Here is a 25,159-nt window from a genome sequence, read left to right as displayed (position 1 = left end):
GCGGTGGCTCCGCTATACTAAGCGGCTTGTAATTGTATTGAGTTCGCATGTCTCTGTTTTCTTTCTCTGAAGCCCTCTTAAACTGGTTCGATCTGTATGGTCGACATGACCTGCCTTGGCAAGTCGCAGATAACCCGTACCAAGTTTGGGTCTCCGAGATTATGCTGCAACAGACACAAGTCAAAACCGTACTGCAATACTTCGAGCGTTTTATCGAACGCTTTCCTACTGTTGAAGATTTAGGCCGCGCCTCATGGGATGATGTTGCGCCCTACTGGGCAGGTCTAGGTTACTATGCCCGCGCGCGTAATTTACATAAAGCCGCAGGCATTGTGGCGCAGCAAGGTCATTTCCCGCGTAAATTGGAAGAATGGATGGCACTGCCTGGCATTGGTCGCTCCACCGCTGGCGCATTGATGTCTTTGGGACTACGCCAATACGGCGTGATTATGGACGGCAATGTAAAACGGGTTCTGGCACGTTTCTATGCCATTGAAGATGATTTGAGTAAACCCGTGCATGAACGCGCACTGTGGCAACTGGCAGAAGAGTTATGTCCTGAGCAGCGCAATCATGATTATACCCAAGCGATTATGGACTTAGGGGCAACCATCTGTACCCCGAAAAAACCCTTGTGTTTATATTGCCCGATGCAACAGCAGTGTAAAGCCCATCAACAGGGACTGGAAACTGAACTGCCGTATAAAAAGCCCAAAAAAGCAGTTCCTGTAAAATCGGCTCAAGTGATGGTGTTGCAGTGCCAAGATCAATGGCTGTGGTTACAACGTCCCAATACCGGTTTATGGGGCGGATTATGGAGCTTGCCAATCTATGAAGACAGTGCGGAACTGAGTCAAACCACACAAATGCTCGGTCTAAAAGCAAACCACCAGCGTGCCCAAATCTCACATAGTTTTACCCATTTCACGTGGCTGCTGGAGGCGATCTGTTTCCACGTGGAACCTGAACAGCAAGAACATATTGCCATTGAACTTTCAGGCACTTGGTTCACGCCACAAAAAGCTACACAAATGGGGCTGCCAACGGCCATGAAAAAATTGATCTCCGCCTTAGAGATATGACATAGTCAGAAACTGAAATTTTAGCGTCTTGAAAATCACAATAACGAAAAGGATAAATTGTGCTTCGTCATTTTGCGATTACCAGTTTGACTATTGGGTTCATGACCCTGAGTGCCTGTACCTCGACACCCAAGAAGACAGGCTCAACGCTGCCTCCCTCAACAGTACAAGAACTGCAAGGCCTGCCGCTCAAATCCAAGCTCCCAATTCCTGTACAAAATATTCGAGCCAAACAACTCAGCGATACCTGGGGCGCTTCACGCAGTCAGGGACGTCGACATGAAGGTATCGACATCATGGCTCCACGTGGAACAAAAGTGTATAGCACCACCGATGGCTTAATTGCAGACTTACGCGATAACAATTTGGGTGGTAAAGTAATTTGGGTGTTGGGACCGAGTGGTTCGTGGCATTATTATGCGCACTTGAATGAGCATAAACGTGGCCTATCCGTCGGAGATTTCGTGAAAAAAGGCGATCTCATCGGCTATGTAGGTAACACGGGCAATGCACGACATACGGCGCCACATTTACATTATGGAATTTATTTAGCAGGTAAAGGTCGCGGTGCGGTCAATCCTTTTCCATATTTACGTTAATTTTTTAGGAAATACACATGTCTGAAGTGTTGATGAATCGTCTGGTTGAATTTGCAGAATCAGGCAATCAACAAAAAATTGTGGTTGCAGGACAAAGCTATCAAGGCTGGATCATGGAAATTACGGATGATGCCCTGCTCATCAGTACAGGTTTTGCAGACAAGTCAGGCAAAGATTTCTGGATTTCTTTTAACGACTTACAACAAGCCGCTTTATCCTACTGGGACAATAAAGCGGATCAATGGGTAGACTTCACCTTATAAACTGATAACAACATAGAATAGAGAGGAAGAATGACAAAACAACGCTGTGGCTGGTGTACTGAGGATCCTCTCTACATTGCTTACCATGATTATGAATGGGGGCAACCTGTGCATGATGAACAACATCTGTTTGAAATGCTGTGTCTTGAAGGACAACAGGCAGGACTGTCATGGATTACAGTACTGAAAAAACGCGAAAGTTATCGCCAGCATTTTTTTCAGCATTCCATTCAACACATTGCAGAACTGAGCGATGCCGAGCTGGAAGCCAAATTACAAGACGCTGGACTGATTCGACACATCGGCAAACTGCATGCGATTCGCGATAACGCGCGGGCTTGGCAGAACCTGAAACAAGAACAGGATGTGGTTGATTGGTTATGGCGCTTTGTCGACCACACGCCTATTTTAAATGCCGTGCCCAACTATAAAACAGCACCTGCACAAACTGAAATTAGCCAGAAGATGTCCAAAGCCTTAAAGAAAAAAGGCTTTAAGTTTGTCGGTCCCACCACCTGTTATGCCTTTATGCAAGCCGTGGGCATGGTCGATGATCACGAAGACTGCTGCCCAGCCAAGAACACTGCAACCCAATAAAACACGATAAAAAACAGAGGATGTCGCCATGAATAATAACCTGATCAATAGCTATGCTGCCCTGCAACAAGGCGAAGCATTGGTACCGTTTCAATTTGATGCAGGTGAACTGCTTCCCCATCAAGTGGAAATTCAGGTGGAATATTGTGGCCTGTGTCATTCCGATCTTTCGGTGATTGAAAACGAATGGAACAATGCCGTCTATCCAGTGGTGGCAGGACATGAAGTGATAGGCACCATTGCCCGTCTTGGAACTGAAGCCAAAGGTTTACAGATGGGTCAACGTGTCGGGTTAGGCTGGACCGCGGAAAGCTGCCAATATTGTGATTCATGTGTGGCAGGACAACCCGTGCTGTGTACAGGTGGCAGTACTGCAACCATCGTCGGTCATGCAGGTGGCTTTGCCGATAAAGTTCGTGCCGCATGGCAATGGGTGATTCCACTACCCGATGACCTTGCACCTGAAAGTGCAGGTCCATTACTCTGTGGTGGCATTACCGTATTTGATCCTTTACTCAAACACCAAATTCAAGCCACACATCATGTCGGGGTGATCGGGATTGGGGGTTTGGGACACATGGCAATTAAATTACTCAAAGCATGGGGCTGCGAAATTACCGCCTTTACTTCAAGCATGGACAAGACCGATGAGCTCAAAGCCATGGGGGCAGACCATGTAGTGAATAGCCGCGATGTGGAGGCACTGAAATCTCAACGAGGAAAATTTGACCTGTTACTCAGTACCGTGAATGTTACCCTGAATTGGCCTGCTTATATTAGTACGCTGGCACCGAATGGCACCATGCATCTGCTAGGAGTGCCATTGGAACCCATCAAGTTTAATACGGGCAGTCTGATTGGTGGAGCAAAGTCAATCACAGGCTCCCCAACGGGTTCACCTGCGGCTTTACGCCAACTGCTCAAGTTTGCTGCACGGAAAAACATTGCACCACAAATTGAGTTGTTCCCAATGTCGCAACTGAATCAAGCGATTGAACGCTTGCATTCAGGCAAAGCCCGTTATCGGATTGTGCTTCAAGCCGACTTTGAATCCAGCACAGCATGATACCCTAATTGCTGCCGTACCCAATCCGCCAGACAGACAATCGCTTGGCGGATTTCCAATGACAATTCATGCCCTGCATTTAAACGAATACAGTTTTTATAGCGCTGCTCTTCCCCAAACACGATGCCTGGCACAATGCTAATGCCTTGCTGCTGTGCATAGCGGTAAATGTCCAAACTATGAATTTGATCGGGTAACTGTAGCCACAGTGCATAACCGCCTTTGGGCTGGTTCAAACGAATCTCGATACCTGCAAACACCTGAATCAAAAATTGCCGATACTGTTCGACCTGCTGCATTAAATTGGGTTTTAACTGATTCAAATGCTCGCGATAGGCACGGCTGTAAATCAGATCCGCCAATCCCAATTGTAAAGGCGTATTCACTGCAACATGCCGCGTGAGCAATTGCGCACGTAAATGCTGTAAACGAGAAGGCATACAGAACCAACCCACCCGATACGCGGTTGATAATGATTTTGAAACCGAGCCGCAATAAATCACATAACCCTGTCGGTCCCAGTATTGAATCGGCAAAGGTCGCTTTAAGTCAAAACTGCATTCCGCATAAATGTCATCTTCAATCACATAGCATTGATATTTCGCGGCTAACTGGGCAATTTGCTCTTTCTCTGCGGGGCTTAAACAGAAGCCCAGCGGGTTTTGAAAATTGGCTGTGAGCAGGCAAGCTTTTGCCCCCGAGTGTTGCATCGCCTGCTCCAGTCGCTGCAAATCAAAACCATTGGCATGCGCAGGAATTTCCACAATTTTACGATTCAAACTCGCCAGCAGTTGTAACTGCCCATTAAAATTGGGCGTCGGTACAATAATACTGTCCCCTTCTTGGGTCAGGGTCTGAATCACCACCGACAATGCAGGCATACAACCATTGCTGATATAGATCTCTTCGAGGGCAATATAAATCCCATCTTCCGCCCAATGTGCCGACAGCGCCTCGCGCAAACGACGATGCCCCTGTTTGTCGCTATACAGAAAATCTTCCGGTTTGCTGTGTTTTAAAGCGCGTTGAATGGAACGGCGGAGTGCCTCCACAGGCACCAAATTCGGAGACAATTGAATCGAGCCCAGATGGATCATCTGGTCATGAATTGAGGCTTCCTGAATTTCAATTTGCAGTTCCAAATTAGAAACTTCACGTGCCGTGGTGGCAAAATCCGCATGTTGCGGGAGCGCCACCGCCAAAGCTTGTGGCTGCACAAAATAGCCCGCCTGTGGTTTTGCCGCAATCAAACCTTGTGCTTCTAGCAATTCATAGCAACTTTTGGCGGTATTCAGACTGACCTGTTGTAACTGGGCAAACTGCCGTAAGGAACTTAATCGTTGCCCTGCCCCCAATTCCCCTGCATAGATTTTCTGTGCCAACTGGTGTGCCAAATCACGATACTGAATGCCCATCACTGTACTCATTTTTTAAAATATTTTGTATCTGTAACCAAGAGTACACCCTGCCTATGCTAGTCGTACAGTTTATTTTTTATCAGGGGAAACACAATGTACCGTCTCAGCATCCTCATCCTGACGCTGGCAGTGGCTGCCTGCCAACCCACGACCTCGGCTCAGCAACAGCAGCATGATTTTATTTGTCAGTCTTTAATTGAGGGGTATTTAAAAGCATCAGGACAACAAAATTTTGAGTTATGGCAAAAGCGTGATGTGCAAGATACGGTCATTCCGCAGCGCCTGTTTAGCTACCAATCGGGTTCAACCCGCACCACTTTAATTGGCGAGACAGCACTGAAAAAATTACAGTTTGTCTGTTGGAACAATGCACAGCATTTTGCCATTGCGCTGCACGATCAAAATGCTCAACCACGATCAGCCTTGCTTACCGTAGAGATACACTTGCCGCAAGCTAAAGATAAATGGCAAGCTGCTGTGCCAAAAACTCAATAAATAGACGAACCCGTTTCGGTAAGTGCTCTTGTTGATAGTATACGGCGTGGATATTTTGGTATTGCAGTTCAATCTGATCTTCAAACAGTGCCTGCAACCGACCCGCGTTTAAATCATCCTGCACCAAGAAACGGGATAAACAGGTAATGCCCGCCCCATGCAATGCCAGCTGGCGCACCGTTTCACCATTGGAGGCTTTGATTTTGGGATGAATATTGAATCGCTGCCCCTGATGTTGCAGCGGCCAACTGTTTAAATGGGTCGGCTGGGTAAAACCAATTAAGGCATGCTGCAATAACTGCTCAGGCTGGTGCGGTGTGCCATGCTTCGCTAAATATGCTGGGCTCGCCACAAGGTATAAGCGGCTACGACAGAGTAATTTGGCATGTAGACTGGAATCATTTAATTCGCCAAAGCGAATGGCGACATCGGTTTTATGTTCCAGTAAATCAATAATCTGATCGTGATTATTCAGCTCAATCTCAATCTTGGGATATTGCTGCATAAATTCCTGAATCAGCGGCACAATCACATGCAACACAAACGGCGTGGCAGAATCGACCCGAATTAAGCCTGAAATATCATGATCGGATTTTAATAAGGCGTCTTCGGCTTCGGTCAAATCATTCAAAATCTTACGTGATTTCTCCAGAAATAACTGCCCTTCTTGCGTGAGTTTCAGCTTGCGCGTGGTGCGTTCCAGCAAGGTCACGTTCAACTTGCTTTCCAAACGTTGTAAGGCACGACTGATGCCCGATGTGGTCTGTCCCAGTTGCTCGGCAGCTTTGACAATCGAGCCACTTTCGACAATCTGGACAAAGGCATTTAATTCTTCAATGGTCGATTTCATCGTGATTTTATGGATTCTTACTCAAGAATATTGTGTGAATTCTTCGATTTTTCTACAACATTTATTTCTGCAAAATCTTCCAACCTGACCAATCTCGATTCTGAAATATGTGTCTATCCAAAAAGGTTAAATACTTTTCGCTTAACAGCTGCAACCCTCAGGTCTGCAAGCGATGCCCGACGTCCTGAATACCGTGGGCATCACCTCGCATGTTTTAACGTAAAATTACAGGCAAAGCAGCATAATTCCGTGGCTTTGCCAGTTCCTGTTTCATCTTCAGCAGCATTTGATAAGGTTGTTGCTCAACAAACAGATTCACCGCACTGAGGGGAATAGAACCTTCAGGGTCGGCATAACCATAAGTCGAAACTTTAACTTTTTGCTTACTCAGTTTTTGGAAGGTCCAGTCCCCTTCATAACGGGTTAAACGCACATAATCTGGATTCAGCGGGTAGCCTTGATTCACAGCCTTATTTTGAATATGAATCATTCCTTGGGCATCTTTACTCATTTTCCCCTTCACCACCAAATCACGGTCTTTTAAAGGAAATGGAAAATCCAGCACCATATACAACAGAAACTCGCCCTTGCTGTCATCTCGGGACAGCACCTTGACGCTGCCCATATAAGGCACCCATTTAGGCGCTTGTTCCACATCTAAAATCAGCGCAGTGGCCTTTTCAATCGGAACATCAAAATGCGTTTCGGCTTTATATAACACCACAGGATTGGCGTTGTTTTGGTAGGTCCAGACCTTAATATTCTGTTTATTAATACTGAGTTTGGCATTGTCGATCGACTTTGCCTGTGCGGTAGCCAACAAGGCTACAGCACAGCAAGTCATTAATTTTATTTTCATTGAGTTACGCTTCTTATTTTAATTTTATGCAGCAGTTTTGCAGTAACAGGGCTAAGCCTTAGACCTGAATATCATTAAAACCCAGTACATCTTTCATGTCATATTTACGCGCATCGCGACCCACCACCCATGCAGCGGCACGGACTGCACCAGAAGCAAAGTTCATACGGTTGGTAGCTTTGTGGGTGATTTCAACACGCTCGCCTTCACCAATAAACATCACGGTATGTTCACCTACGATGTCACCACCACGAATGGTTTGGAAACCAATGCTTTGACGCTCACGCGGACCTGTATGTCCTTCACGGCAATACACGGCATCTTGTTTCAAGTCACGACCTAAAGCATCTGCAATCGCTTCACCCATCATCAAGGCAGTCCCTGATGGTGCATCCACTTTATGACGGTGATGTGCTTCGATCACTTCAATATCCACCGTGTCACCAAACACTTTAGACGCCAGTTCTAAAAGTTTGATGGATACATTCACGCCCACAGAATAGTTAGCAGCATAAACCACAGGTGTTTGCGTTGAGGTTTCATCCAACAATGCTTTCTGCTCATCATTCATGCCTGTGGTACCAATCACCATCGCCACACCTGCTTCACGGCAAAGCTTCAAGTGCTGTTCGGTGGCAACAGGCGCAGTAAAATCAATCACCACATCACACTCAGGTAAAACTTCCTGCAAACTCCCCGCGATCTTCACGCCAATATTGCCAATGCCTGCAAGTTCACCCGCATCAGAACCGACTAAACTGCTTTCAGGACGTTCAACCGCAGCGGCCAATTGATAACCCGCTTGTTGTACCGCCTGAATCAAAATGCGACCCATACGACCGCCTGCACCCAATACCCCAATGCGTGGACTTGTAGACATAATCCGTTCCTAATCTCGAATTTAAAATTGCCTTTACTATAGCAAAACTCTGCAATGAGACTAAGTTATGAGCTGGATTTTTCGTAAAAAACTTGTTTTGGCGCAAACCTACACGTTGCAGCCATGATTCACCCCCACGATTGAGTGAAGAATGAGATTGAAATCTGGGTTTAGATTGAAAAAAATCCTTAAAAATGAATTTGAAGACTCTGCTTTTTCACACAATGTTCATCTTGCTTACGCAGACTAGCCGACACGAATCATCAAGAAATAACAATTGTAAGGAGACTTGCCATGCATTCGAAAAAAATGACACTTGCACTACTTTTAACAGCATTAACTGCGCATGTTTATGCGGAACCTGCGGCTCAGTCTGGGGACTCTGTGGACAGTTTGGCTGGGGTAAAAATCATGACTACGGTAAATGGTCAACCCGGTAGCCTTGCCGAGCGTATGGCGGGCAACAAAACTCAAGCTGCGGTTGAAACGACTCAGGCTTCTGCTGAAATGGTCAGTGTCGATGCAATTGATGCACCCATCCCGCAATAAGCATCCGCATAAAAAAAGGGCATGTTAAACATGCCCTTTTTTTGATTCGAACTTAGTCGAATAAACGATCGAAGAACGATTTTTTCTTTGGAGAAGAATGGCTGTCTTCACCATCCATGGTCACTTGCAACTCTTTCAACAATTCACGTTGACGAGCGGTCAAATTGACAGGTGTCTCCACCACAATACGGCAAAGTAAATCACCCTGCATGCTGGTACGTACAGGTTTTACCCCTTTACCACGCAAGCGGAACATTTTTCCAGTTTGTGTGCCTTCAGGAATTTTCAAGCTCACGCGACCTTCAAGGGTCGGAATCTCAATTTCTTTACCCAACGCAGCATCGGCAATGCTTACAGGGACATCCATATACAGGTCTGCACCATCACGCTGGAAGATTTCGTGTTCACGAACCACCACTTCCACGTATAAGTCGCCAGATTGACCATCACGGATGGCTTCACCTTTACCACTTAAACGTACGCGATCACCATTATCTACGCCCGCAGGAATAGTGACTTCTAGGGTTTGCTGACGGTCAGAAACCCCTGAACCATGACATTTCTGACAAGGGTTCTTAATGATTTTACCTTGACCACGACAAGTCCCACAGGTTTGCTGTACCGAGAAGAAACCTTGCTGCATGCGTACTTGACCAGCACCATGACAAGTTTTACAAGTTTCAACGTCATTCGGATTTTTAGAACCTTTACCATCACAACTGTCACACGGTGCTGGCGCAGTAAAAGTAATGGTTTTTTTCACCCCTTTCACAGCTTCTTCTAAGGTGAGTTCCATCACATAGCGTAAGTCAGAACCACGGCGCTGACGTTGCTGACCACGACCGCCACCACCAAAAGCGCCACCGAAGATGTCACCGAACTGACTGAAGATGTCTTCTGCACTGAAACCGCCGAAGCCACCACCGCCGCCACCGAAACCACCTTCAAACGCGCCATGTCCCATACGGTCATACATGCTGCGCTTTTCGCTGTCCGAAAGAATTTCATAAGCTTCAGAGGCTTCTTTAAATTTCTCTTCTGCTTCAGGATTGTCTGGGTTACGGTCTGGATGATATTTCATCGCCAACTTACGGTAGGCTTTTTTAATTTCATCATCACTAGCGGTTTTAGCGACACCTAAAACCTCATAATAATCACGTTTAGCCATGTCTGGCGATGCTCCTCACGGAATTTCATTTCATACTGAATAATGCTCTGAAATTGGGGGTTAAACGCGATTTTACAAGGGCAAAATGCTAAAAAAATTATAAATTTTAGAAAACTGCTTTATTTTTTAGAAACTTAGAAAGTCCCTTAATCCATGCATTGAGCAGGTATAAAAAGGCAATCAGGGCGAACACCACGCCTGCAACTGTGCAGCCTGTGACCCATAAGGCACTATTCCAAGTGAAGAAACACAGCGGAATAAACCACAGTGCTGCAAACAGACTTAAAACGGTATAAATGATGATATTGCGCATGACCCAAAGGGCTTGGGCTTGTAACCAGACTTCAGCATTGTCGACTTGGGCAATTTTTCGGGCAAACCAATAGGCAAAAATACCGCTGATGACGGTAAACAGAGCCAAAAACATGAAGACATAAGAAATCGCGATAGAACGGCGATACTTGGTTAAACTGTCTTGCTTCATGTGCGATTAAACCTCATTACTACATCTGTGATTTTTTTAATATGTAGCAAAATTCCTAAGCTGAAATTTAATAAAAATATAAGGTGCTACTATATTGAAATTTTCAAACTTTCGCACCTGATATTACTAAAATATTTTGTACTAAACGGTCTTTTTCACCTTAAACCACTGTGCGTATAAGGCCGGTAAAAAGAATAGTGTGAGCAAAGTCGCAACTATCAGTCCACCCATGATCGCCACCGCCATCGGTCCAAAGAAAATACTACGTGATAAAGGAATCATCGCCAGCACTGCCGCCAGTGCAGTCAACAAAATTGGACGGAAACGGCGCACCGTGGCTTCAATAATCGCATCCCATGTATTTTGCCCAGCAGCACGATCCTGTTCGATTTGATCAATCAGAATCAGCGAGTTGCGCATGATCATTCCAGACAAGGCAATGGTGCCCAACATCGCCACAAAACCGAAAGGCTTATTGAACAACAGCAAGAATAACACCACACCAATCAGCCCCAGCGGTGCTGTGAGCAGTACCATGGTTGCTCGTGACATACTTTTCAATTGAATCATCAATAAAGTCATCACCACCGCCAAGAAGAATGGCATGCCTGCATTCACCGACTTTTGTCCACGTGCCGACTCTTCCACAGTGCCCCCCACATCTAACAGATAACCTGCGGGCAATTGTGCACGCACATGTTGCATCTGCTCCGACAACTCCGCAACGACCGTGGCAGGTTGTAGTCCTGTGCCGATATCTGCACGCACGGTGATGGTCGGTAAACGGTTACGATGCCAAATCAGCCCTTCTTCAAAGCGATAAGCAATTTTGGCAATTTGCGCCAAGGGGACAGAGGTACCCTGTGCGGTCGGTACCGCCAAGCTGGCAATCGACTCTACACTCAAACGCTCTGCTTCTTCACCGCGCAAGCGGATATCAATGAGCTCACGCTTTTCCCGATATGGATGCAGCACGGCCCCTTGAATGGAGCTGTTCAGGAAGTTAGCCAGCTCGACACTGGAAACGCCCAGCTGACGGGCACGGTCCTGATCAATCTGCAATTCAATGATTTTACTCGGCTCCCCCCAATCAAGATGCACATTGTGGGTATTGGGATTGTCATCAATCACCGCCGCGACTTGATGCGCCGACTGACGCACTGTCTCGAGGTCTTCCCCTGAAATACGGTACTGGATCGGATAGCCCACAGGTGGACCATTTTCCAGCAAGGACACACGGGTTCGCACATGCGGTAATAAAGCGCGAATTTGATGTTCTAGCGCATGACGAATCTCATCGCGATCATCCAAAGAAGCGGCCAAGACCACAAACTGGGCAAAACTGGCTTGCGGTAATTGCTGATCTAAAGGCAGGTAAAAGCGTGGCGATCCCGTACCGACATAAGCGACATAGTTTTCTATCCCCTGCTGCTGAGCAAGGAACTGTTCCACTTTTTTGACCGCTGCCTCGGTGGCTTTTAGGGATGCGCCTTCTTCCAGTTTTAAGTCCACCAAAATTTCGGCACGATTTGATGGTGGGAAAAACTGCTGCGGCACCAGTTTGAACATCAGTACGGACAGGACAAACATGCCCAGCGTTGCCGCAATCACCGTTTTACGGTAAGTCACACACCAGTTCACCCACGCGCGAAAGCGCTGATAGAACTTGGTCTGATAGGGATCATGTTCGATAGCATGCAGCATCACAGGTTGCGGCTCGGGCTGCTTTCTTAAACGTGCCCACAGCCTTTGATACCATGCGGCTTGCGTCGGCTGCTGCTGAAAATCGGGCAATAACTTATCCCCCAAATATGGCACAAACAGCACGGCGGCAAACCAAGACACTATCAGGGCAATGGTCACCACCTGAAAAATCGAGCGGGTATATTCCCCTGTGCTGGATGCGGCAGTGGCAATCGGCAAGAACCCTGCGGCGGTAATTAAGGTGCCTGTCAGCATCGGAAATGCCGTGGTTTTCCATGCAAAACCTGCGGCCTGCAAGCGGCTATAGCCCTGCTCCATCCGGATCGCCATCATTTCAATGGCAATAATGGCATCATCGACCAGTAAACCGAGGGCTAAAATCAAGGCACCGAGAGAAATTTTGTGTAGCCCGACATCAAACAGATGCATGCCTGCAAAGGTCATTGCCAGCACCAATGGAATGGAAAATGCCACCACCAAGCCGGTACGGAAGCCCAAAGAGAAAAAGCTCACCAGCAGGACAATAATCACTGCCTCTGCCAGCACTTTCATAAATTCATGCACACTGCGTTCAACCGCGACCGGTTGATCGGAGACTTTCTGCAACTGCATGCCTAAAGGCAAACTTTGCTGTAAGGTGGCAAACTCGGTTTCCAAATTCTTGCCCAAAGCCAGAATGTCTCCGCCTTTACGCATAGACACCGCAATGCCAATGCCATTTTCACCTTTGAATCGCATCCGTGGCTGGGCAGGCTCGCTAAAGCCACGATAGACGTCAGCGACATCGCCCAATTGAATGGTTTGACCATTCACCAGCAAAGGCATTTTTTTCAGTTCATCTACAGTGTGCAACTGACCACTGACCCGAATCTGAATGCGATCGGTCTGGGTTTCAAAATAGCCTGCGCTGGCCATGGCATTTTGTTGCTGCAAAGCCTGTTGAATGGCACTGAGCGGAATCCCAAGCTGGGTGGCTTTGGTATTGGACAGATCAATCCAGATTTTCTGGTCTTGCAGTCCAATCAGCTCGACCTTGCCAACATCTTTGACCCGCTGTAATTGCAGTTGCAGGCGGTCAGCATATTCTTTTAACACGGCATAGTCATAATCTTTGCCTGTCAGCACATAGATGTTGCCAAAGGTATCGCCAAACTCATCATTAAAGAACGGACCTTGCACATCACTCGGCAACTCATGCCGAATATCATTGACCTTTTTACGGACGTCATACCAGACATCGGGAATCTGTGCCGAGCGTAACGAATCCTTGGCCACAAAGGTCACCAAGGATTCACCCGGACGGGAATACGCCATAATGCGCTCATAATTGCCCGTACTCATCAGCTCCTTTTCAATCCGATCGGTCACTTGTAAGGACACTTGCTCAGCCGTCGCACCTGGCCAGTAGGTCTGCACCACCATGACTTTAAAGGTAAACGGTGGATCTTCGCTTTGTGACAGCTTGGAATAAGACACCATCCCGACAATGCCCAGTAAAATCATGAAATACAGGATTAAGCCTTTATTTTTCAGTGCCCATTCCGACAGATTAAAATTCATGATTTCGCTCCTGTCACGAGCTGACTGCGCGGCAGTTGCACAGCGCGATTTTCCCGATCAATCGGGCGAATCTTTTGCTGATCACGTAACAGGTGCACGCCGCCCACCACCACATAATCCTCAGGTTGCAAGCCCGAAAGTACAGGTACGCTGTCACGTCCATAGGCCCCTAAAGTGACCTGCACTTTATGCACCCGTGAATCCGAGCGAACCACCCAGACATAAGCCTGTTGCGCATTGGCAGACACACTGGACAGTGGCACGCTTAATCCGTGAGTTTGTGGTGCACTGAAAAAGACCCGTGCACTTTGCCCCAACTGAATCTCTGCATGATTACCTTTCAAAGCGACTTTGACCCGAAAGGTACGGGACTGATCTGCCGCAGGTGAAATTTCACGTACATAGCCTGCAACTTGATCCTCAGGCTTTGACCACACGCTGATCACGGCTTGCTGTCCGATGCTGAACGCACTGATGGCTTGTTCAGGCACCCCGATCCACACTTCACGCTCACCATCCATCGCCAGTTGATAAGCCGCTTGCCCTGCGGCAACCACCTGCCCAACTTCGATGTTGCGTGCCGTAATCACCCCACTTTTATCTGCAATTAACTGGTTATAACGGGTCTGGTTTTGACTGACTGCATAATTGGATTGCGCCTGCTTTAAACTGGCTAACGCGGCTTGATACTGATTCTGCATGGCATCATATTGCGAGCGACTGACGGCGTTCATCGGTAACAATTGCTGAAACCGCGCCAGCTCCTGTTCAGCCACTTTGACTGCCGACTGCGCACTGTCCAGTTGCGCACGGGCAGCATGCAGTTGTAGCTGTGCATCTTTAACATCTAATTGCGCCAGCACTTGCCCCACCCGAACTCGATCTCCCACTTCTGCAAAACGCTGCATCACCTGTCCAGACACACGGAATGCCAAATCGGTTTGTTGGCGGGCTTTGACTTCCCCTGCATAACTTTTTTGTTCTGTCAGCGTATTACTCGGCTGAGTCACCATCACCAAAGGTTCATGTTCGGTAGTCGCCTGCTCACGACTACAGCCCCAAAGGGTCAAACTGCATAAAATTAGTAAACTGGCAATCAGGGTCTTCGCGGGCTTCATGTGCTGGTGCTCTTATCTAAACGTCATTTTTAGGGCAAAATACTAAGCTGTTCTTTGAACAATTTTTAATTAATATACCATGCGGTACATTAATTAAAAGCCCTGCTTGAAGTAAATGACTTTATTCACCTGAACTGGAAAATTTTGTGCAAATGAATGTCGGTCGGCCCAAAGACTTGGAAAAACATAAGCAAATTCTGCTTGCAGCCAAAAACCTGTTCCTGAAACAGGGCTATCATGGTTGCAGCATGAACCAGATTGCCAAAGAAGCGGGTGTCACTAAACTCACGATTTATAATCATTTTCAGGACAAAGCCAGTCTATTTACCTGTGCCATTGAACAGACCTGTGAAACCTTAATGGAAACCCGTCCGTTTCAATTAACTACAGACAGCCATTTTCTGGATGCTTTCGCCCAAACCTGTCAAATCGCGTTAAATATTGTGTATTTACCCGAAGCCGTGAAACTGGAGCATTTGCTGATTGAACTGGCGGCTGAACAGAATCCGCTTGCCTTGCAGTTTTATAATGCCTCGCACCAAAAAATGTGTGATGGCTGGGAAGATTTCTTTCAGCAAGCCGCAGCACTGGGATTTATTCAAGCTGCCGATGTAGAACAACAGCGTTTATTGCTGCTGTCTTTATTGCTGGGACTGCGCCATCTAGAAATTCTGCTCGGTGTCCGTGCCATTCCTACCCCGCAGGAACAACAAGAAATTATTCAGCAAAGCATTGAACTGTTTATGCTGAAATATGCACCCGCAAGCGCATGAGCATTGTGGTGTCTGTCTGCCTTGGCTGGACATGATCTGATTGCTAGTTTTATCGGCAAAAGCTTGCGACTTTTGTAGCCCTGCCACTTGGCATTACGGCAAATCGCGGTATAGTCAAAAGAATAAGAACTGGAGAATGGAAAATGATTCAACAAATTGATGCTCCACTACGCGAAGACGTACGGTTACTTGGTAATTTATTGGGCGAGACCCTCAAACTACATGCCGGGCAAGATTTGTTTAATCAGATAGAACAAATTCGGGCACTCGCCAAAGGCGCACGTGACGGACAGGTCGAAGCCGAAAAACAACTCGAACAACTGTTTCTAAGTCTTGAAGATGAAGAAATTCTGCCCTTAACCCGTGCCTTTACCCACTTTCTTAACTTTGCCAATATTGCCGAACAGTACCATGTGGTACGCAGTCGTCGCCAAAGTGAATTTGATCCCGAAGCACCCTCCCCAAATCCACTCGATCATCTGTTCCAAAAATTCAAAGCCCATGAAGTTTCTGCCGAGCAACTGTATCAACAACTGTGTGAACTGAAAATTGAGCTGGTACTGACGGCTCATCCAACCGAAGTCAGCCGTCGTACCCTGATTCAAAAATATGATGGCATCAATGACTGTCTGTTTAAATTTGACCAGCAGAAACTCACTCCACGTGAGCGCCAAGCGGTATTAGAAGACCTAAAACAACTGATCTGTTCTGCATGGCAGACCGATGAAATTCGTCAGCATCGCCCAACCCCTGTCGATGAAGCCAAATGGGGCTTCACCACCATTGAGCAAACCTTGTGGAATGCAGTGCCAAAATTCATGCGTGAGCTGGATGGCATGGTGGAGGAGCATTGCGGACAACGCCTGCCCCTGCATGTTGCGCCTGTGCGTTTTGCCTCATGGATGGGCGGCGACCGTGACGGTAACCCGAATGTAACGCATAACGTGACGCAAGAAGTATTGTGGTTATCGCGCTGGAAAGCTGCGGATTTATATTTACGTGATATTGAAGATTTACGCTGGGAACTTTCGCTGCAAAGCTGCAGCGATGAGTTACTGCAAGCGTTGGGCACACCGCATCCAGAACCGTATCGCGAATACTTACGCGATACCCGCGAACGCTTAAAAATCACACGTCAGTGGTTAGCGCAAAAACTGCAAGACCCAGACTTAGCCTTAGATGACAGTCGTGTCATTAAAAGTAAAAATGAGCTGTTACAGCCTTTGTTACTCTGCTACCGCTCGCTGATGTCCTGCAACCTGCCTGAAATTGCCAATGGCAAATTGCTGGACTTTATCCATCGCGTGAATTGTTTCGGTATCGAACTGCTCAAGTTGGATATTCGTCAGGAATCAGGACGTCATCGCCAAGCCATCTCTGCCATTACCGAATATTTGGGACTGGGGAATTTCGAAACGTGGACAGAACAAGCGCGTCAGAATTTCTTATTACAGGAATTGCAAAGCAAACGCCCGCTGCTACCGAAACATTTAAATGAACCTGACCAAAGCCTGATTTTGCATCCCGATGTTCAGGAAGTATTTGCCACCATGCGTACCCTGGCAGAACAGCCTGCGGAAAGCTTGGGCGCCTATATTATTTCCATGGCGGAATATCCAAGTGATGTGCTGGCAGTCTTGTTATTACAGAAAGAGGCTGGCATTCAGCAGCCTTTACGCGTGGTGCCATTGTTTGAAACCTTAAAAGATTTGGATGGTGCTGCACACACCATGCAAACCCTATTCAATATGCATTGGTACAAACAGCATATTCAGGGCAAGCACGAAGTCATGATTGGCTATTCGGACTCGGCGAAAGATGCTGGCTTTATGTCCGCCAACTGGGCGCAGTACCGTGCACAGGAAGAACTGACCGCGATTGCCAAACAGCATGGGGTGCAACTGACCTTATTCCACGGACGTGGGGGTTCGATTAGCCGTGGTGGTGCACCGACCCAACAGGCGCTGTTCTCACAGCCACCAGGTTCAATTTCAGGTGCCATTCGTGTCACCGAACAAGGCGAAATGATCCGCTTCAAATTTGGACTGGAAGGTATCGCACTGCAAAATCTGGAAATTTATACCGCAGCCACACTGGAAGCAACCTTATTACCTCCTCCTGTCCCAAAAGCAGAATGGCGTGAACTGATGCACCGCATGACCGATCTGTCGGTGCAGGTGTATCGTCAAACCGTGCGTGAAAATCCACATTTTGTGAAATATTTAAGAACCGTGACCCCTGAGCTGGAGCTGCAAATGTTGCCATTGGGATCACGTCCTGCAAAACGCAAAGTCAGTGGTGGGATTGAATCATTACGTGCCATTCCTTGGGTATTTGCGTGGACACAAATCCGTTTAATGCTGCCTGCGTGGTTAGGTACAGGCGCAGCCATTAACCAAGTGATTGAGCAAGGTCATAAAGCCACTTTGGAAGAGATGTTGCAACAATGGCCGTATTTCCAGACCCTGATTGATATGCTGGAAATGGTCTTGTCCAAAGCCGATAGTCATGTGGCACTCTACTATGAAGCCCACTTGACCCAAGATGAAGACTTAAAAACACTGGGAGCAGAATTACGCCAACGCCTGCAAGAAGCGGTAGGCACTTTACTGACTCTGAAAGATGAGTCGAAATTGCTCAGTAGCAATGAAGTGCTGGATCAGTCCATGCGCGTGCGTAAACCATATTTACTGCCGCTGCACTTGCTACAAGCCGAATTGATGAAACGACGTCGCCTCTATCTGGCTGAGCGCCAAGCCGAACATACCCCTGTCGATCATGCACTCATGGTCAGCATTGCAGGGATTGCTGCGGGCTTGCGTAATACGGGTTGATATAGCAACTTGCGATTGGCAGTTCAGTCTCGTGCTGAGCTGCCAATGCACTGTTTTTTCTGTGTAACGATTGGCAAAATCTTTCTTTTCCCATCCTTTTTTCTTGGCTTAGCTGGATTGTTAATTTTTTTTTGAAAGATTGATAAAAAATATTTATTGCTCAACAAAGCCAATAAATGTGATTTTTCGAGCATAATTTATAGAATAATATATTGATTTATTGTCATTTTAGAAATGTATAGTTTTTACCACTTGGTATAAAATCATTATAAATCATACCCCTACTTAATCTAAAATTAAAAATCAATGATTAAATCACTCGAAAAGAAAGAGTATGATGTGCACAATTTGTTTTTAAAGTGATCAATTTATGTCCAATTGGTTTCCCAAATGGCGTCCTTATACAGGCAGTGTCGATGCGCGTCCTGTAGGAACCAGTGAATATCTTCCACCTGCACAAAGTGCGGTACTTGGCATTCAGCATGCTTTTGCCATGTTCGGTGCGACCGTACTGGCACCGTTTCTGATGGGCTTTGACCCGAATCTTGCCATCTTTATGTCAGGCATCTGTACCATCCTGTTCTTCCTTATGACGGGTGGTCGCGTACCAAGTTACCTCGGTTCAAGCTTTGCCTTTATTGGTGTGGTGATTGCCGCAACAGGTTATGCCGCTTCAGGAACTGGAGCGCCAAATGCCAACCTCGCGGTTGCTGCGGGCGGGATCATGGCCTGTGGCGTGCTCTACGCACTGTTTGGTCTGATGGTCATGGCAACTGGAACCAAATGGATTGAAAAACTCATGCCGCCCGTGGTCACAGGTGCGGTGGTGATGATTATTGGTCTGAATCTAGCACCTGTAACAGTCAAGGGCGTAGCCGGCAATCCCTTTAATATGTGGATGGCGTTGGTGACTGTGCTGTGTATGGGTTCAATTGCCGTATTTACCAAAGGCTTATTGCAACGTTTATTGTTATTGATTGGCTTATTACTGGCGTACTTGATCTACTTTATCGTTTCCAATGTCCTCGGTTATGGCACCCCCATTAACTTCACCCCAATTCAACAAGCGGCTTGGTTTGGTCTCCCAACCTTCCATTCTCCACAGTTTGATGTCAATGCGATGCTCATCATTGCACCCGTGGCGTTAATTTTAGTGGCTGAAAACTTGGGGCATATTAAAGCTGTGAGTGCCATGACAGGTGAAAACCTCGACCCACAAATTGGTAAAGCCTTTTTGGCGGATGGTGTTGCGACCACACTTTCAGGTGGTGTCGGTGCACCAGGCATGACTACCTATGGTGAAAACATTGGCGTAATGGCGGTGACCCGTGTGTATTCGACCATTGTGTTTGTGATTGCAGGTGTCTTTGCGATTTTCTTAGGGCTTTCACCGAAGTTTGGCGCAATCATTCACACCATCCCCACTGCAATTTTGACAGGTGCTTCAATTGTGGTGTTTGGTTTAATCACCATCGCGGGGGCGAAAATCTGGATCGAAAACAAAGTCGATTTCTCTAAAAATAAAAATCTGATGGTGGCAGCCGTGACCATTATTTTAGGTACAGGTGACTTTGCCCTGCAGTTCGGTAATTTCAATTTAGGTGGTATTGGTACTGCAACTTTTGCAGCCTTGATTTTAAACTGGTTTTTTAGCTTGAATGATAAAAGCGAATAATCCTGTTTATATTTTATAGCAGCCTTCGCGCTGCTTTTTTTTATCTATACCGCTTAGATTTGCGTCTTTAGCATCGGGTTTATAAGATAGTAAACTTAACCCTATGGGAATGGCTGGCTATGCGCCTCGATTTTTTTGATTTACGTTTATTTCTCAACATTGTGGAGACAGGCAGTCTGACCAAAGGGGCAGAACGTTCTGCCATTTCCTTACAAGCCGCAAGTGAACGCATTAAAAAGCTCGAACAACACTTCGCGGTTGCTTTATTTACCCGCCATGCCACTGGAGTCAAACTAACCCTTGCAGGGCAAATGTTTAACCAGCAGGCTCAAGTTTTAATTCAGCAAAGTCAGCAACTTGAACATGCCATGTTGCCCTTCACACAACGGCACAGCAACAGCATGACACTGTGGTGTAATTCCTCGGCACAGAGTGAATATCTGCCGCTGATTTTACCCAACTACATGCTGGAAAATCCGCATCTGCAAATCGAGCTGCACGAAGCCGAAAGCAATGACATTATTCAGGCTTTAGTTAAGGGCACCGCCCAACTGGGGTTAATTTCGAGCTTTTTTGAAGCACCTAGCCTGCAAACCCTAGAATTTGCAGATGATCCACTGGTGTTGATTTGTCCGCCACAACACCACTTAAGCTCCCATAAGACCTTAACGTTAAGCCAGACCTTAGACTATGCGTTTGTCGGTTTGATGCAATATCACTCTCTGCAACAATCCATAGAAGCCCAAGCCAAACTCCTCGGCTGTAATATTCAATATCGTTTACGACTACCGAATTTTGGTGCCATTGCGCAGGTGGTCGCCAATGGTGTTGGTATCGCCATTATGCCGAAACGCGCAGCACAACGTTTGCAGCAGTTGTATGCTTTTCAACAGATTGAATTGCTGGGCGCATGGGCAAACCGTAAATTACTGTTGGCGGCACCAAACTTTGATGCCTTGCCTATCGACTATCAACACTTTAGCCAGTATTTGATCAGTCAACGTCCACAGCTTACCGATAAAACTACAAGCATCAGTGACTAAACAACATATAGCCCCCCAGCATCATCAAGCCCAAGAAAAAGACTTTTCGAAATTTCTGTTCTGCAATTCGGTAACGGATTCGGGTTCCCAACCACATACCCAATAAAGCAGGAACCAAAGCCATCACAGACCAGACATAATCAATAGGCAAATGATCGACAGGATTCTGCTGCAAGAATATCGCCAAACAAGCCGTCGACACGGTAAAGGCCATCCCCAAGGATTGCACCAGATCATCACGCTGCAAATGCAAAGACTGCAAATAGGGCACCACAGGAATCACCACCACGCCTGTTGCCACCGTCAGTGCGCCACCCAAATAACCCATCAGCGGAGATAACACCGCAGCATAACGCGATAAGTTGGGTATTTGTTTGGCGGCTAAACCATATAATCCGTAAAGCAATAACATGCCACCTAACAAAACCTCACTGTTGAAGTCACTTTGCCCCAAACGTGGGAAAATACTCCAGATTGAGCCAATGATGATGCCCAACAATAATGACCAAAAGCGTTGCAAAACGCGCAGTACCTGTCCTTCAGCACATAATTGCCAGATATTGGTCACCATAGACGGTACGATCAGCAACGATGCGGCCTGAAAAGGGCTAATCATCATGGTCAGTAAGCCCATTGAAACAGCAGGTAAACCCAACCCAATCATGCCCTTGACTAAACCTGCCAGTAAAAACACGACAGCAATAAAACTCAACACAACCCGCTTCCTTAGTGCTTAAATCCGTTCAAGCACTATGCTAAGCCCATGGATGAAAAAGCAAAATCAGGCTTTTTTGAAGTCAGCCTCAAGTTTTCCTTGAGGGGCTATCGGAGTGGGTTCAGTCTAAAAGCTTTAAAGGTTTTAAATGGGTAAAAATGCAGTGAGCATTGCAAGATTATGGCTTGGGTGCTGTTAACTGGAATAAGGCAGCCTGTTTGCCATCCTCTATCCCCCAAATCGAACCATCCGCGGCTTGCACCAGACCTCGGATACGTTGCTGCATATCGATACGTTGTACCTCCTGCGCAGGCTGTTGTTGCGTATCCACCACAATAATCGCTTTTGAGGACAGTCCACTGATTAAGGCCTTATTGGTCCATTGCGGAAATTGTGTACCACGATAAAACATCAAACTGGAGGGAGAAATTACTGGAGTCCAACTCAGTTCGGGTGCTTGAAATTCGGGACGAGTCGAATGATCAGGAATATCTCGTCCACTATAATGATCACCATTCGACACAATCGGATAACCATAATTGGCACCTTTATGGATACGATTCAACTCATCGCCACCCTGTGGTCCCATCTCAGCCACCCAAAGCTGCCCCTGCGAGTCAAAAGCCATCCCTAAAGGATTGCGATGCCCCAAACTCCACACTTGTGCTGCAATCTGACCTTGTGCCGTAAATGGATTGCCATCTGCGACTGAACCATCCTCATTCAGACGAATAATTTTGCCCAAATTGGTCTGCAGATCTTGCGCAGGCTGAAACTTCTGGCGCTCACCCGAACTGATCCATAATTTCCCAGCATCATCAAACACGAGCCGATGTGCATAATGCCCCCGCCCTGAAACTTTGGGTATCTGACGCCAAATTGGGGTGATCTGTGTAAGTTGAGGCTGGCTGGCGATACGCTCATCTAAAACGGCACGGATCACCACTGCCCCATAACCACCTTCACCTGCCTCAGCATAACTCAGGTAAATCAGATGGTTCTGCTTAAAATCAGGATGCAACAACACATCCCCCAAACCGCCTTGCCCGCCATAAGCCACCGCAGGTATACCTTGCACCGCTATTTTTTGCCGTGTTTTAGGATTAAACAGCACTAGACTGCCCGCTTTCTCAGTAATCAATAGACGTTGATCGGGCAAAACTGCCATCGCCCACGGTTCATTGAATTCACTGATCTTATGCACCTGAATAGGCTGTGAAATAGCAACCGAGGCATGCGCAGCCTGCTGCTGTTGTTCATGACTTGACTTATTTTCTGCATGGCAGGCCGAAAGCAGAATAGAACTCAATAAGCCCAACCATTTCCCCGCATGGTTTTTAGAATGCTGCATGACACCCTCAATGAAGGTCTAATTGATTATTACTCTAACCAAACTCTTAAGTGAGAAAAATACAAAATATGTAGCCCAAACTTCATTTTATTCAATACATTCTTGTCAGCCAAAGCGTACAAGGAATGCAGCAAACACGTCTATACCTTAGTCGTATTTCAGATTATATTGAACTCATACAGAAACAGGATGTTTCTTAGAATAACAATAAAGAGTCGACAACAGGACGTTGAGGTATTACAGGAGTTTTACCTTTAATGAAATACGAAAAAGCCCCGATAGGATATCGGGGCTTTTTCATTTGTTATTTCAATTTCAATCGTCCAATAAAAAGAGCCTCTGTACGAGGCTCCCTATAAAGCATAGATCTTTAACTATAAGAACGTTGTTTAGATGATGAAGAGACTACCGATGCTTCTACGACTTCTTCAGCTTGGCTCGGTTTAATTAAGGACACAGCAAATGCCGCAATAATCGCTGGAATTGCAACTGCAATGAAGTTCATTTTATGCGGTAATTCCATACCTAATAACATCCCAATCACAATTGGGCCCACAATGGCACCCACACGACCGATACCAGAAGCCCAACCTAGACCTGTAGAACGTACAGCTAGCGGGTAATATTGTGCTACATAGCTATACAGCAGAATACTACAGCCAATTGAAGCCGCACCTGCCAATGCCACCAGTAAATAAATGACAGGTTGTGGTGAATTGAAGCCTAATCCTACCAAGGCACATGCACCCACAATCAACATACTGATGATGACTGGTTTTAAATGGAAGCGATCTGCAAGAATACCTCCACCCGCTGTGCCAATAACGGCACCAATGTTTAAGGACAACAAGAACATCAAGCTGCTACCCAATGAATAGCCTGCTGCCATCATCAGTTTTGGTAACCAGCTACCTAAGGCATAAACCATCAATAAGCACATGAAGAAGCATGCCCAGAATAACACGGTGCCCGTACCACGACCGTTCTTGAACAATGCAGCTACAGATGCATCTGGCACTTTGGCTTCATTTAAGACTAAAACGGTATTTTCAGAAATTTTTTCATCTGGAACAAGGTGTTGAATAATATGACGCGCTTTTTCAGTTTGTTGTGCTTTCACCAAGAAAGTGACCGATTCAGGCAAGAATTTCCATAAAATTGGAACAAATAATAGCGGAATCCCAGCAATAAAGAACATGATTTTCCAGCCAAAGGTTGGGGTAAAAGTTACCCCTAACAATGCTGCCATAATCCCACCCATCGCATAACCACTAAACATTGCAGTCACTAAAGTACTACGCAATTTCTGTGGTGCATATTCTGATGTTAACGCGACCAAGTTCGGTAATACGCCGCCAATCCCTAGACCTGCAATAAAACGTAAAATACCAAATTCAGTCGGGTTTGATGCAAAGCCACCCGCAAAAGTGAAACCACTGAATAAGGTTACGCAGATAATAATGACTTTTTTACGACCAATTTTGTCGGCCAACATACCGAATAACATGGCACCAAACATCATCCCTGCCAATGCAGTACTGGCGAGCATGCCAGCTTGTACCGCAGTCATTCCCCATTCTTTCATCAACAAGGGCAATGCCACACCATTAATGGCTAAGTCATAACCATCAAATAAAACCACAAATAAGCACCATAAAACGACCGTTAAATGAAAAGGCTTAAATTTAGCCTGATCAATTACAGCATTTACATTCATTGTTGTCGCTGTCATTTTTACTCACCTCCAATTGTGAGATTTTTTATTGTCAACATACAATGAATATCCATTCATTTTTTGTCTAAAACATCAAGGGTATAAAAATATACCTATAAGGTATTCAGATCATCAAATGGAATAAATTGTCAGAAATTTGATGGGGAAAATGATCCTGAAATGTAGTTAAAACGTTACTTTTATCGTAACCTATAATAAATAATTTATTAAAATTAGCATCTTATGTTTTAAACACTCAACAATAAGACCAAAGATAACTTGCTTTAAATAATGTTAAATTTTATCGCATTTCTTACATATATAATTTCTTTTGAGCGAAAAAAAACACCCCCTAACCATTG

Annotated in this window: 22 protein-coding genes; 11 read left to right on the top strand and 11 right to left on the bottom strand. The window is 46.1% G+C overall.

Going from position 1 to position 25,159, the window contains the following annotated elements:
* Positions 1-47: 47 nt before the first annotated feature.
* From mutY to ahr, 5 genes are all read left to right on the top strand, one after another.
* Complete coding sequence (mutY, locus tag GWK51_RS04325) at positions 48-1,082, top strand: A/G-specific adenine glycosylase (protein ID WP_161932826.1); 1,035 nt, start codon at positions 48-50, stop codon at positions 1,080-1,082.
* A gap of 101 nt (positions 1,083-1,183) precedes the next feature.
* Positions 1,184-1,681, top strand: a complete 498-nt coding sequence (locus GWK51_RS04320) for a M23 family metallopeptidase (protein WP_161933062.1) — start codon at positions 1,184-1,186, stop codon at positions 1,679-1,681.
* Positions 1,682-1,698: 17 nt separating this feature from the next.
* Entirely contained in the window at positions 1,699-1,944 is a 246-nt protein-coding gene (locus GWK51_RS04315) for a hypothetical protein (RefSeq protein ID WP_161932825.1), read from the top strand.
* Between the two features lie 30 nt (positions 1,945-1,974).
* Complete coding sequence (locus GWK51_RS04310; protein ID WP_161932824.1) at positions 1,975-2,541, top strand: DNA-3-methyladenine glycosylase I; 567 nt, start codon at positions 1,975-1,977, stop codon at positions 2,539-2,541.
* Between the two features lie 28 nt (positions 2,542-2,569).
* Entirely contained in the window at positions 2,570-3,607 is a 1,038-nt protein-coding gene (gene ahr, locus GWK51_RS04305; RefSeq protein WP_161932823.1) for an NADPH-dependent aldehyde reductase Ahr, read from the top strand.
* Here the strand turns inward: ahr and GWK51_RS04300 are convergent.
* Positions 3,577-5,022, bottom strand: coding sequence for an aminotransferase-like domain-containing protein (locus tag GWK51_RS04300; protein WP_161932822.1), 1,446 nt, complete (start codon positions 5,020-5,022; stop codon positions 3,577-3,579). The genes ahr and GWK51_RS04300 overlap by 31 nt on opposite strands.
* Before the next feature lie 96 nt (positions 5,023-5,118).
* Between GWK51_RS04300 and GWK51_RS04295 the strand changes: the two genes are divergently transcribed.
* Positions 5,119-5,520: a hypothetical protein gene (locus GWK51_RS04295; protein ID WP_161932821.1), complete on the top strand. Its 402-nt coding sequence runs from the start codon at positions 5,119-5,121 to the stop codon at positions 5,518-5,520.
* Here GWK51_RS04295 and GWK51_RS04290 read toward each other — a convergent pair.
* The 3 genes from GWK51_RS04290 to dapB form a co-directional block, all read right to left on the bottom strand.
* Positions 5,480-6,370, bottom strand: a complete 891-nt coding sequence (locus GWK51_RS04290; protein WP_161932820.1) for a LysR family transcriptional regulator — start codon at positions 6,368-6,370, stop codon at positions 5,480-5,482. The two genes, GWK51_RS04295 and GWK51_RS04290, sit on opposite strands and share 41 nt — an antisense overlap.
* 214 nt (positions 6,371-6,584) lie before the next feature.
* Entirely contained in the window at positions 6,585-7,229 is a 645-nt protein-coding gene (locus tag GWK51_RS04285; protein ID WP_142769895.1) for an START domain-containing protein, read from the bottom strand.
* 58 nt (positions 7,230-7,287) lie between these two features.
* Positions 7,288-8,109, bottom strand: coding sequence for a 4-hydroxy-tetrahydrodipicolinate reductase (gene dapB / locus GWK51_RS04280; protein WP_161932819.1), 822 nt, complete (start codon positions 8,107-8,109; stop codon positions 7,288-7,290).
* A gap of 294 nt (positions 8,110-8,403) precedes the next feature.
* Between dapB and GWK51_RS16810 the strand changes: the two genes are divergently transcribed.
* Positions 8,404-8,658, top strand: a complete 255-nt coding sequence (locus tag GWK51_RS16810) for a hypothetical protein (RefSeq protein ID WP_161932818.1) — start codon at positions 8,404-8,406, stop codon at positions 8,656-8,658.
* Positions 8,659-8,710: 52 nt separating this feature from the next.
* Here the strand turns inward: GWK51_RS16810 and dnaJ are convergent, their stop codons facing one another.
* The 4 genes from dnaJ to GWK51_RS04255 all read right to left on the bottom strand — a co-directional run bounded on the left by dnaJ (position 8,711) and on the right by GWK51_RS04255 (position 14,692).
* Positions 8,711-9,826: a molecular chaperone DnaJ gene (gene dnaJ, locus GWK51_RS04270; protein WP_161932817.1), complete on the bottom strand. Its 1,116-nt coding sequence runs from the start codon at positions 9,824-9,826 to the stop codon at positions 8,711-8,713.
* A gap of 106 nt (positions 9,827-9,932) precedes the next feature.
* Positions 9,933-10,310 (bottom strand): hypothetical protein, encoded by a 378-nt coding sequence (locus GWK51_RS04265; RefSeq protein WP_100241095.1) that lies wholly within the window; start codon positions 10,308-10,310, stop codon positions 9,933-9,935.
* Positions 10,311-10,451: 141 nt separating this feature from the next.
* Positions 10,452-13,574, bottom strand: coding sequence for an efflux RND transporter permease subunit (locus tag GWK51_RS04260; protein ID WP_161932816.1), 3,123 nt, complete (start codon positions 13,572-13,574; stop codon positions 10,452-10,454).
* A complete protein-coding gene (locus tag GWK51_RS04255; protein ID WP_161932815.1) occupies positions 13,571-14,692 on the bottom strand; it encodes an efflux RND transporter periplasmic adaptor subunit in 1,122 nt (373 codons plus the stop codon). The genes GWK51_RS04260 and GWK51_RS04255 overlap by 4 nt, the downstream gene beginning before the upstream one ends.
* Before the next feature lie 146 nt (positions 14,693-14,838).
* Here GWK51_RS04255 and GWK51_RS04250 point away from each other — a divergent pair, with 146 nt between their 5' ends.
* The 4 genes from GWK51_RS04250 to GWK51_RS04235 all read left to right on the top strand — a co-directional run bounded on the left by GWK51_RS04250 (position 14,839) and on the right by GWK51_RS04235 (position 21,017).
* Positions 14,839-15,465 (top strand): TetR/AcrR family transcriptional regulator, encoded by a 627-nt coding sequence (locus GWK51_RS04250; RefSeq protein ID WP_161932814.1) that lies wholly within the window; start codon positions 14,839-14,841, stop codon positions 15,463-15,465.
* 143 nt (positions 15,466-15,608) lie between these two features.
* The gene (gene ppc / locus GWK51_RS04245) at positions 15,609-18,299 is read left to right on the top strand and encodes a phosphoenolpyruvate carboxylase (protein ID WP_161932813.1); all 2,691 of its coding nucleotides are present in this window, start codon (positions 15,609-15,611) and stop codon (positions 18,297-18,299) included.
* Between the two features lie 370 nt (positions 18,300-18,669).
* Positions 18,670-19,974, top strand: a complete 1,305-nt coding sequence (locus tag GWK51_RS04240; RefSeq protein ID WP_100241090.1) for a solute carrier family 23 protein — start codon at positions 18,670-18,672, stop codon at positions 19,972-19,974.
* A 119-nt stretch (positions 19,975-20,093) separates the two neighbouring features.
* Positions 20,094-21,017: a LysR family transcriptional regulator gene (locus tag GWK51_RS04235; protein WP_161932812.1), complete on the top strand. Its 924-nt coding sequence runs from the start codon at positions 20,094-20,096 to the stop codon at positions 21,015-21,017.
* Here the strand turns inward: GWK51_RS04235 and GWK51_RS04230 are convergent.
* The 3 genes from GWK51_RS04230 to GWK51_RS04220 form a co-directional block, all read right to left on the bottom strand.
* Positions 21,007-21,732, bottom strand: a complete 726-nt coding sequence (locus GWK51_RS04230) for a sulfite exporter TauE/SafE family protein (protein ID WP_161932811.1) — start codon at positions 21,730-21,732, stop codon at positions 21,007-21,009. The genes GWK51_RS04235 and GWK51_RS04230 overlap by 11 nt on opposite strands.
* 178 nt (positions 21,733-21,910) lie before the next feature.
* Positions 21,911-23,083 carry a PQQ-dependent sugar dehydrogenase gene (locus GWK51_RS04225; protein ID WP_161932810.1) on the bottom strand — a complete coding sequence of 391 codons (1,173 nt, stop codon included), beginning with the start codon at positions 23,081-23,083 and terminating at the stop codon, positions 21,911-21,913.
* Positions 23,084-23,453: 370 nt separating this feature from the next.
* Positions 23,454-24,815 (bottom strand): MFS transporter, encoded by a 1,362-nt coding sequence (locus GWK51_RS04220; protein ID WP_161932809.1) that lies wholly within the window; start codon positions 24,813-24,815, stop codon positions 23,454-23,456.
* Between the last annotated feature and the right edge of the window lie 344 nt (positions 24,816-25,159).

Origin of the sequence: Acinetobacter kanungonis (assembly GCF_009939195.1) — a bacterium.
Lineage (GTDB): Bacteria > Pseudomonadota > Gammaproteobacteria > Pseudomonadales > Moraxellaceae > Acinetobacter > Acinetobacter kanungonis.
This window is presented reverse-complemented; position numbering and strand designations above follow the sequence as displayed.

Excerpts from the sequence above, each read along its gene's own strand:
- mutY (WP_161932826.1), top strand. The coding sequence starts at position 48 with ATGTCTCTGTTTTCTTTCTCTGAAGCCCTCTTAAACTGGTTCGATCTG.
- GWK51_RS04320 (WP_161933062.1), top strand. The coding sequence starts at position 1,184 with ATGACCCTGAGTGCCTGTACCTCGACACCCAAGAAGACAGGCTCAACG.
- GWK51_RS04315 (WP_161932825.1), top strand. The coding sequence starts at position 1,699 with ATGTCTGAAGTGTTGATGAATCGTCTGGTTGAATTTGCAGAATCAGGC.
- GWK51_RS04310 (WP_161932824.1), top strand. The coding sequence starts at position 1,975 with ATGACAAAACAACGCTGTGGCTGGTGTACTGAGGATCCTCTCTACATT.
- ahr (WP_161932823.1), top strand. The coding sequence starts at position 2,570 with ATGAATAATAACCTGATCAATAGCTATGCTGCCCTGCAACAAGGCGAA.
- GWK51_RS04300 (WP_161932822.1), bottom strand. The coding sequence starts at position 5,022 with ATGGGCATTCAGTATCGTGATTTGGCACACCAGTTGGCACAGAAAATC.
- GWK51_RS04295 (WP_161932821.1), top strand. The coding sequence starts at position 5,119 with ATGTACCGTCTCAGCATCCTCATCCTGACGCTGGCAGTGGCTGCCTGC.
- GWK51_RS04290 (WP_161932820.1), bottom strand. The coding sequence starts at position 6,370 with ATGAAATCGACCATTGAAGAATTAAATGCCTTTGTCCAGATTGTCGAA.
- GWK51_RS04285 (WP_142769895.1), bottom strand. The coding sequence starts at position 7,229 with ATGAAAATAAAATTAATGACTTGCTGTGCTGTAGCCTTGTTGGCTACC.
- dapB (WP_161932819.1), bottom strand. The coding sequence starts at position 8,109 with ATGTCTACAAGTCCACGCATTGGGGTATTGGGTGCAGGCGGTCGTATG.
- GWK51_RS16810 (WP_161932818.1), top strand. The coding sequence starts at position 8,404 with ATGCATTCGAAAAAAATGACACTTGCACTACTTTTAACAGCATTAACT.
- dnaJ (WP_161932817.1), bottom strand. The coding sequence starts at position 9,826 with ATGGCTAAACGTGATTATTATGAGGTTTTAGGTGTCGCTAAAACCGCT.
- GWK51_RS04265 (WP_100241095.1), bottom strand. The coding sequence starts at position 10,310 with ATGAAGCAAGACAGTTTAACCAAGTATCGCCGTTCTATCGCGATTTCT.
- GWK51_RS04260 (WP_161932816.1), bottom strand. The coding sequence starts at position 13,574 with ATGAATTTTAATCTGTCGGAATGGGCACTGAAAAATAAAGGCTTAATC.
- GWK51_RS04255 (WP_161932815.1), bottom strand. The coding sequence starts at position 14,692 with ATGAAGCCCGCGAAGACCCTGATTGCCAGTTTACTAATTTTATGCAGT.
- ppc (WP_161932813.1), top strand. The coding sequence starts at position 15,609 with ATGATTCAACAAATTGATGCTCCACTACGCGAAGACGTACGGTTACTT.
- GWK51_RS04240 (WP_100241090.1), top strand. The coding sequence starts at position 18,670 with ATGTCCAATTGGTTTCCCAAATGGCGTCCTTATACAGGCAGTGTCGAT.
- GWK51_RS04235 (WP_161932812.1), top strand. The coding sequence starts at position 20,094 with ATGCGCCTCGATTTTTTTGATTTACGTTTATTTCTCAACATTGTGGAG.
- GWK51_RS04225 (WP_161932810.1), bottom strand. The coding sequence starts at position 23,083 with ATGCAGCATTCTAAAAACCATGCGGGGAAATGGTTGGGCTTATTGAGT.
- GWK51_RS04220 (WP_161932809.1), bottom strand. The coding sequence starts at position 24,815 with ATGACAGCGACAACAATGAATGTAAATGCTGTAATTGATCAGGCTAAA.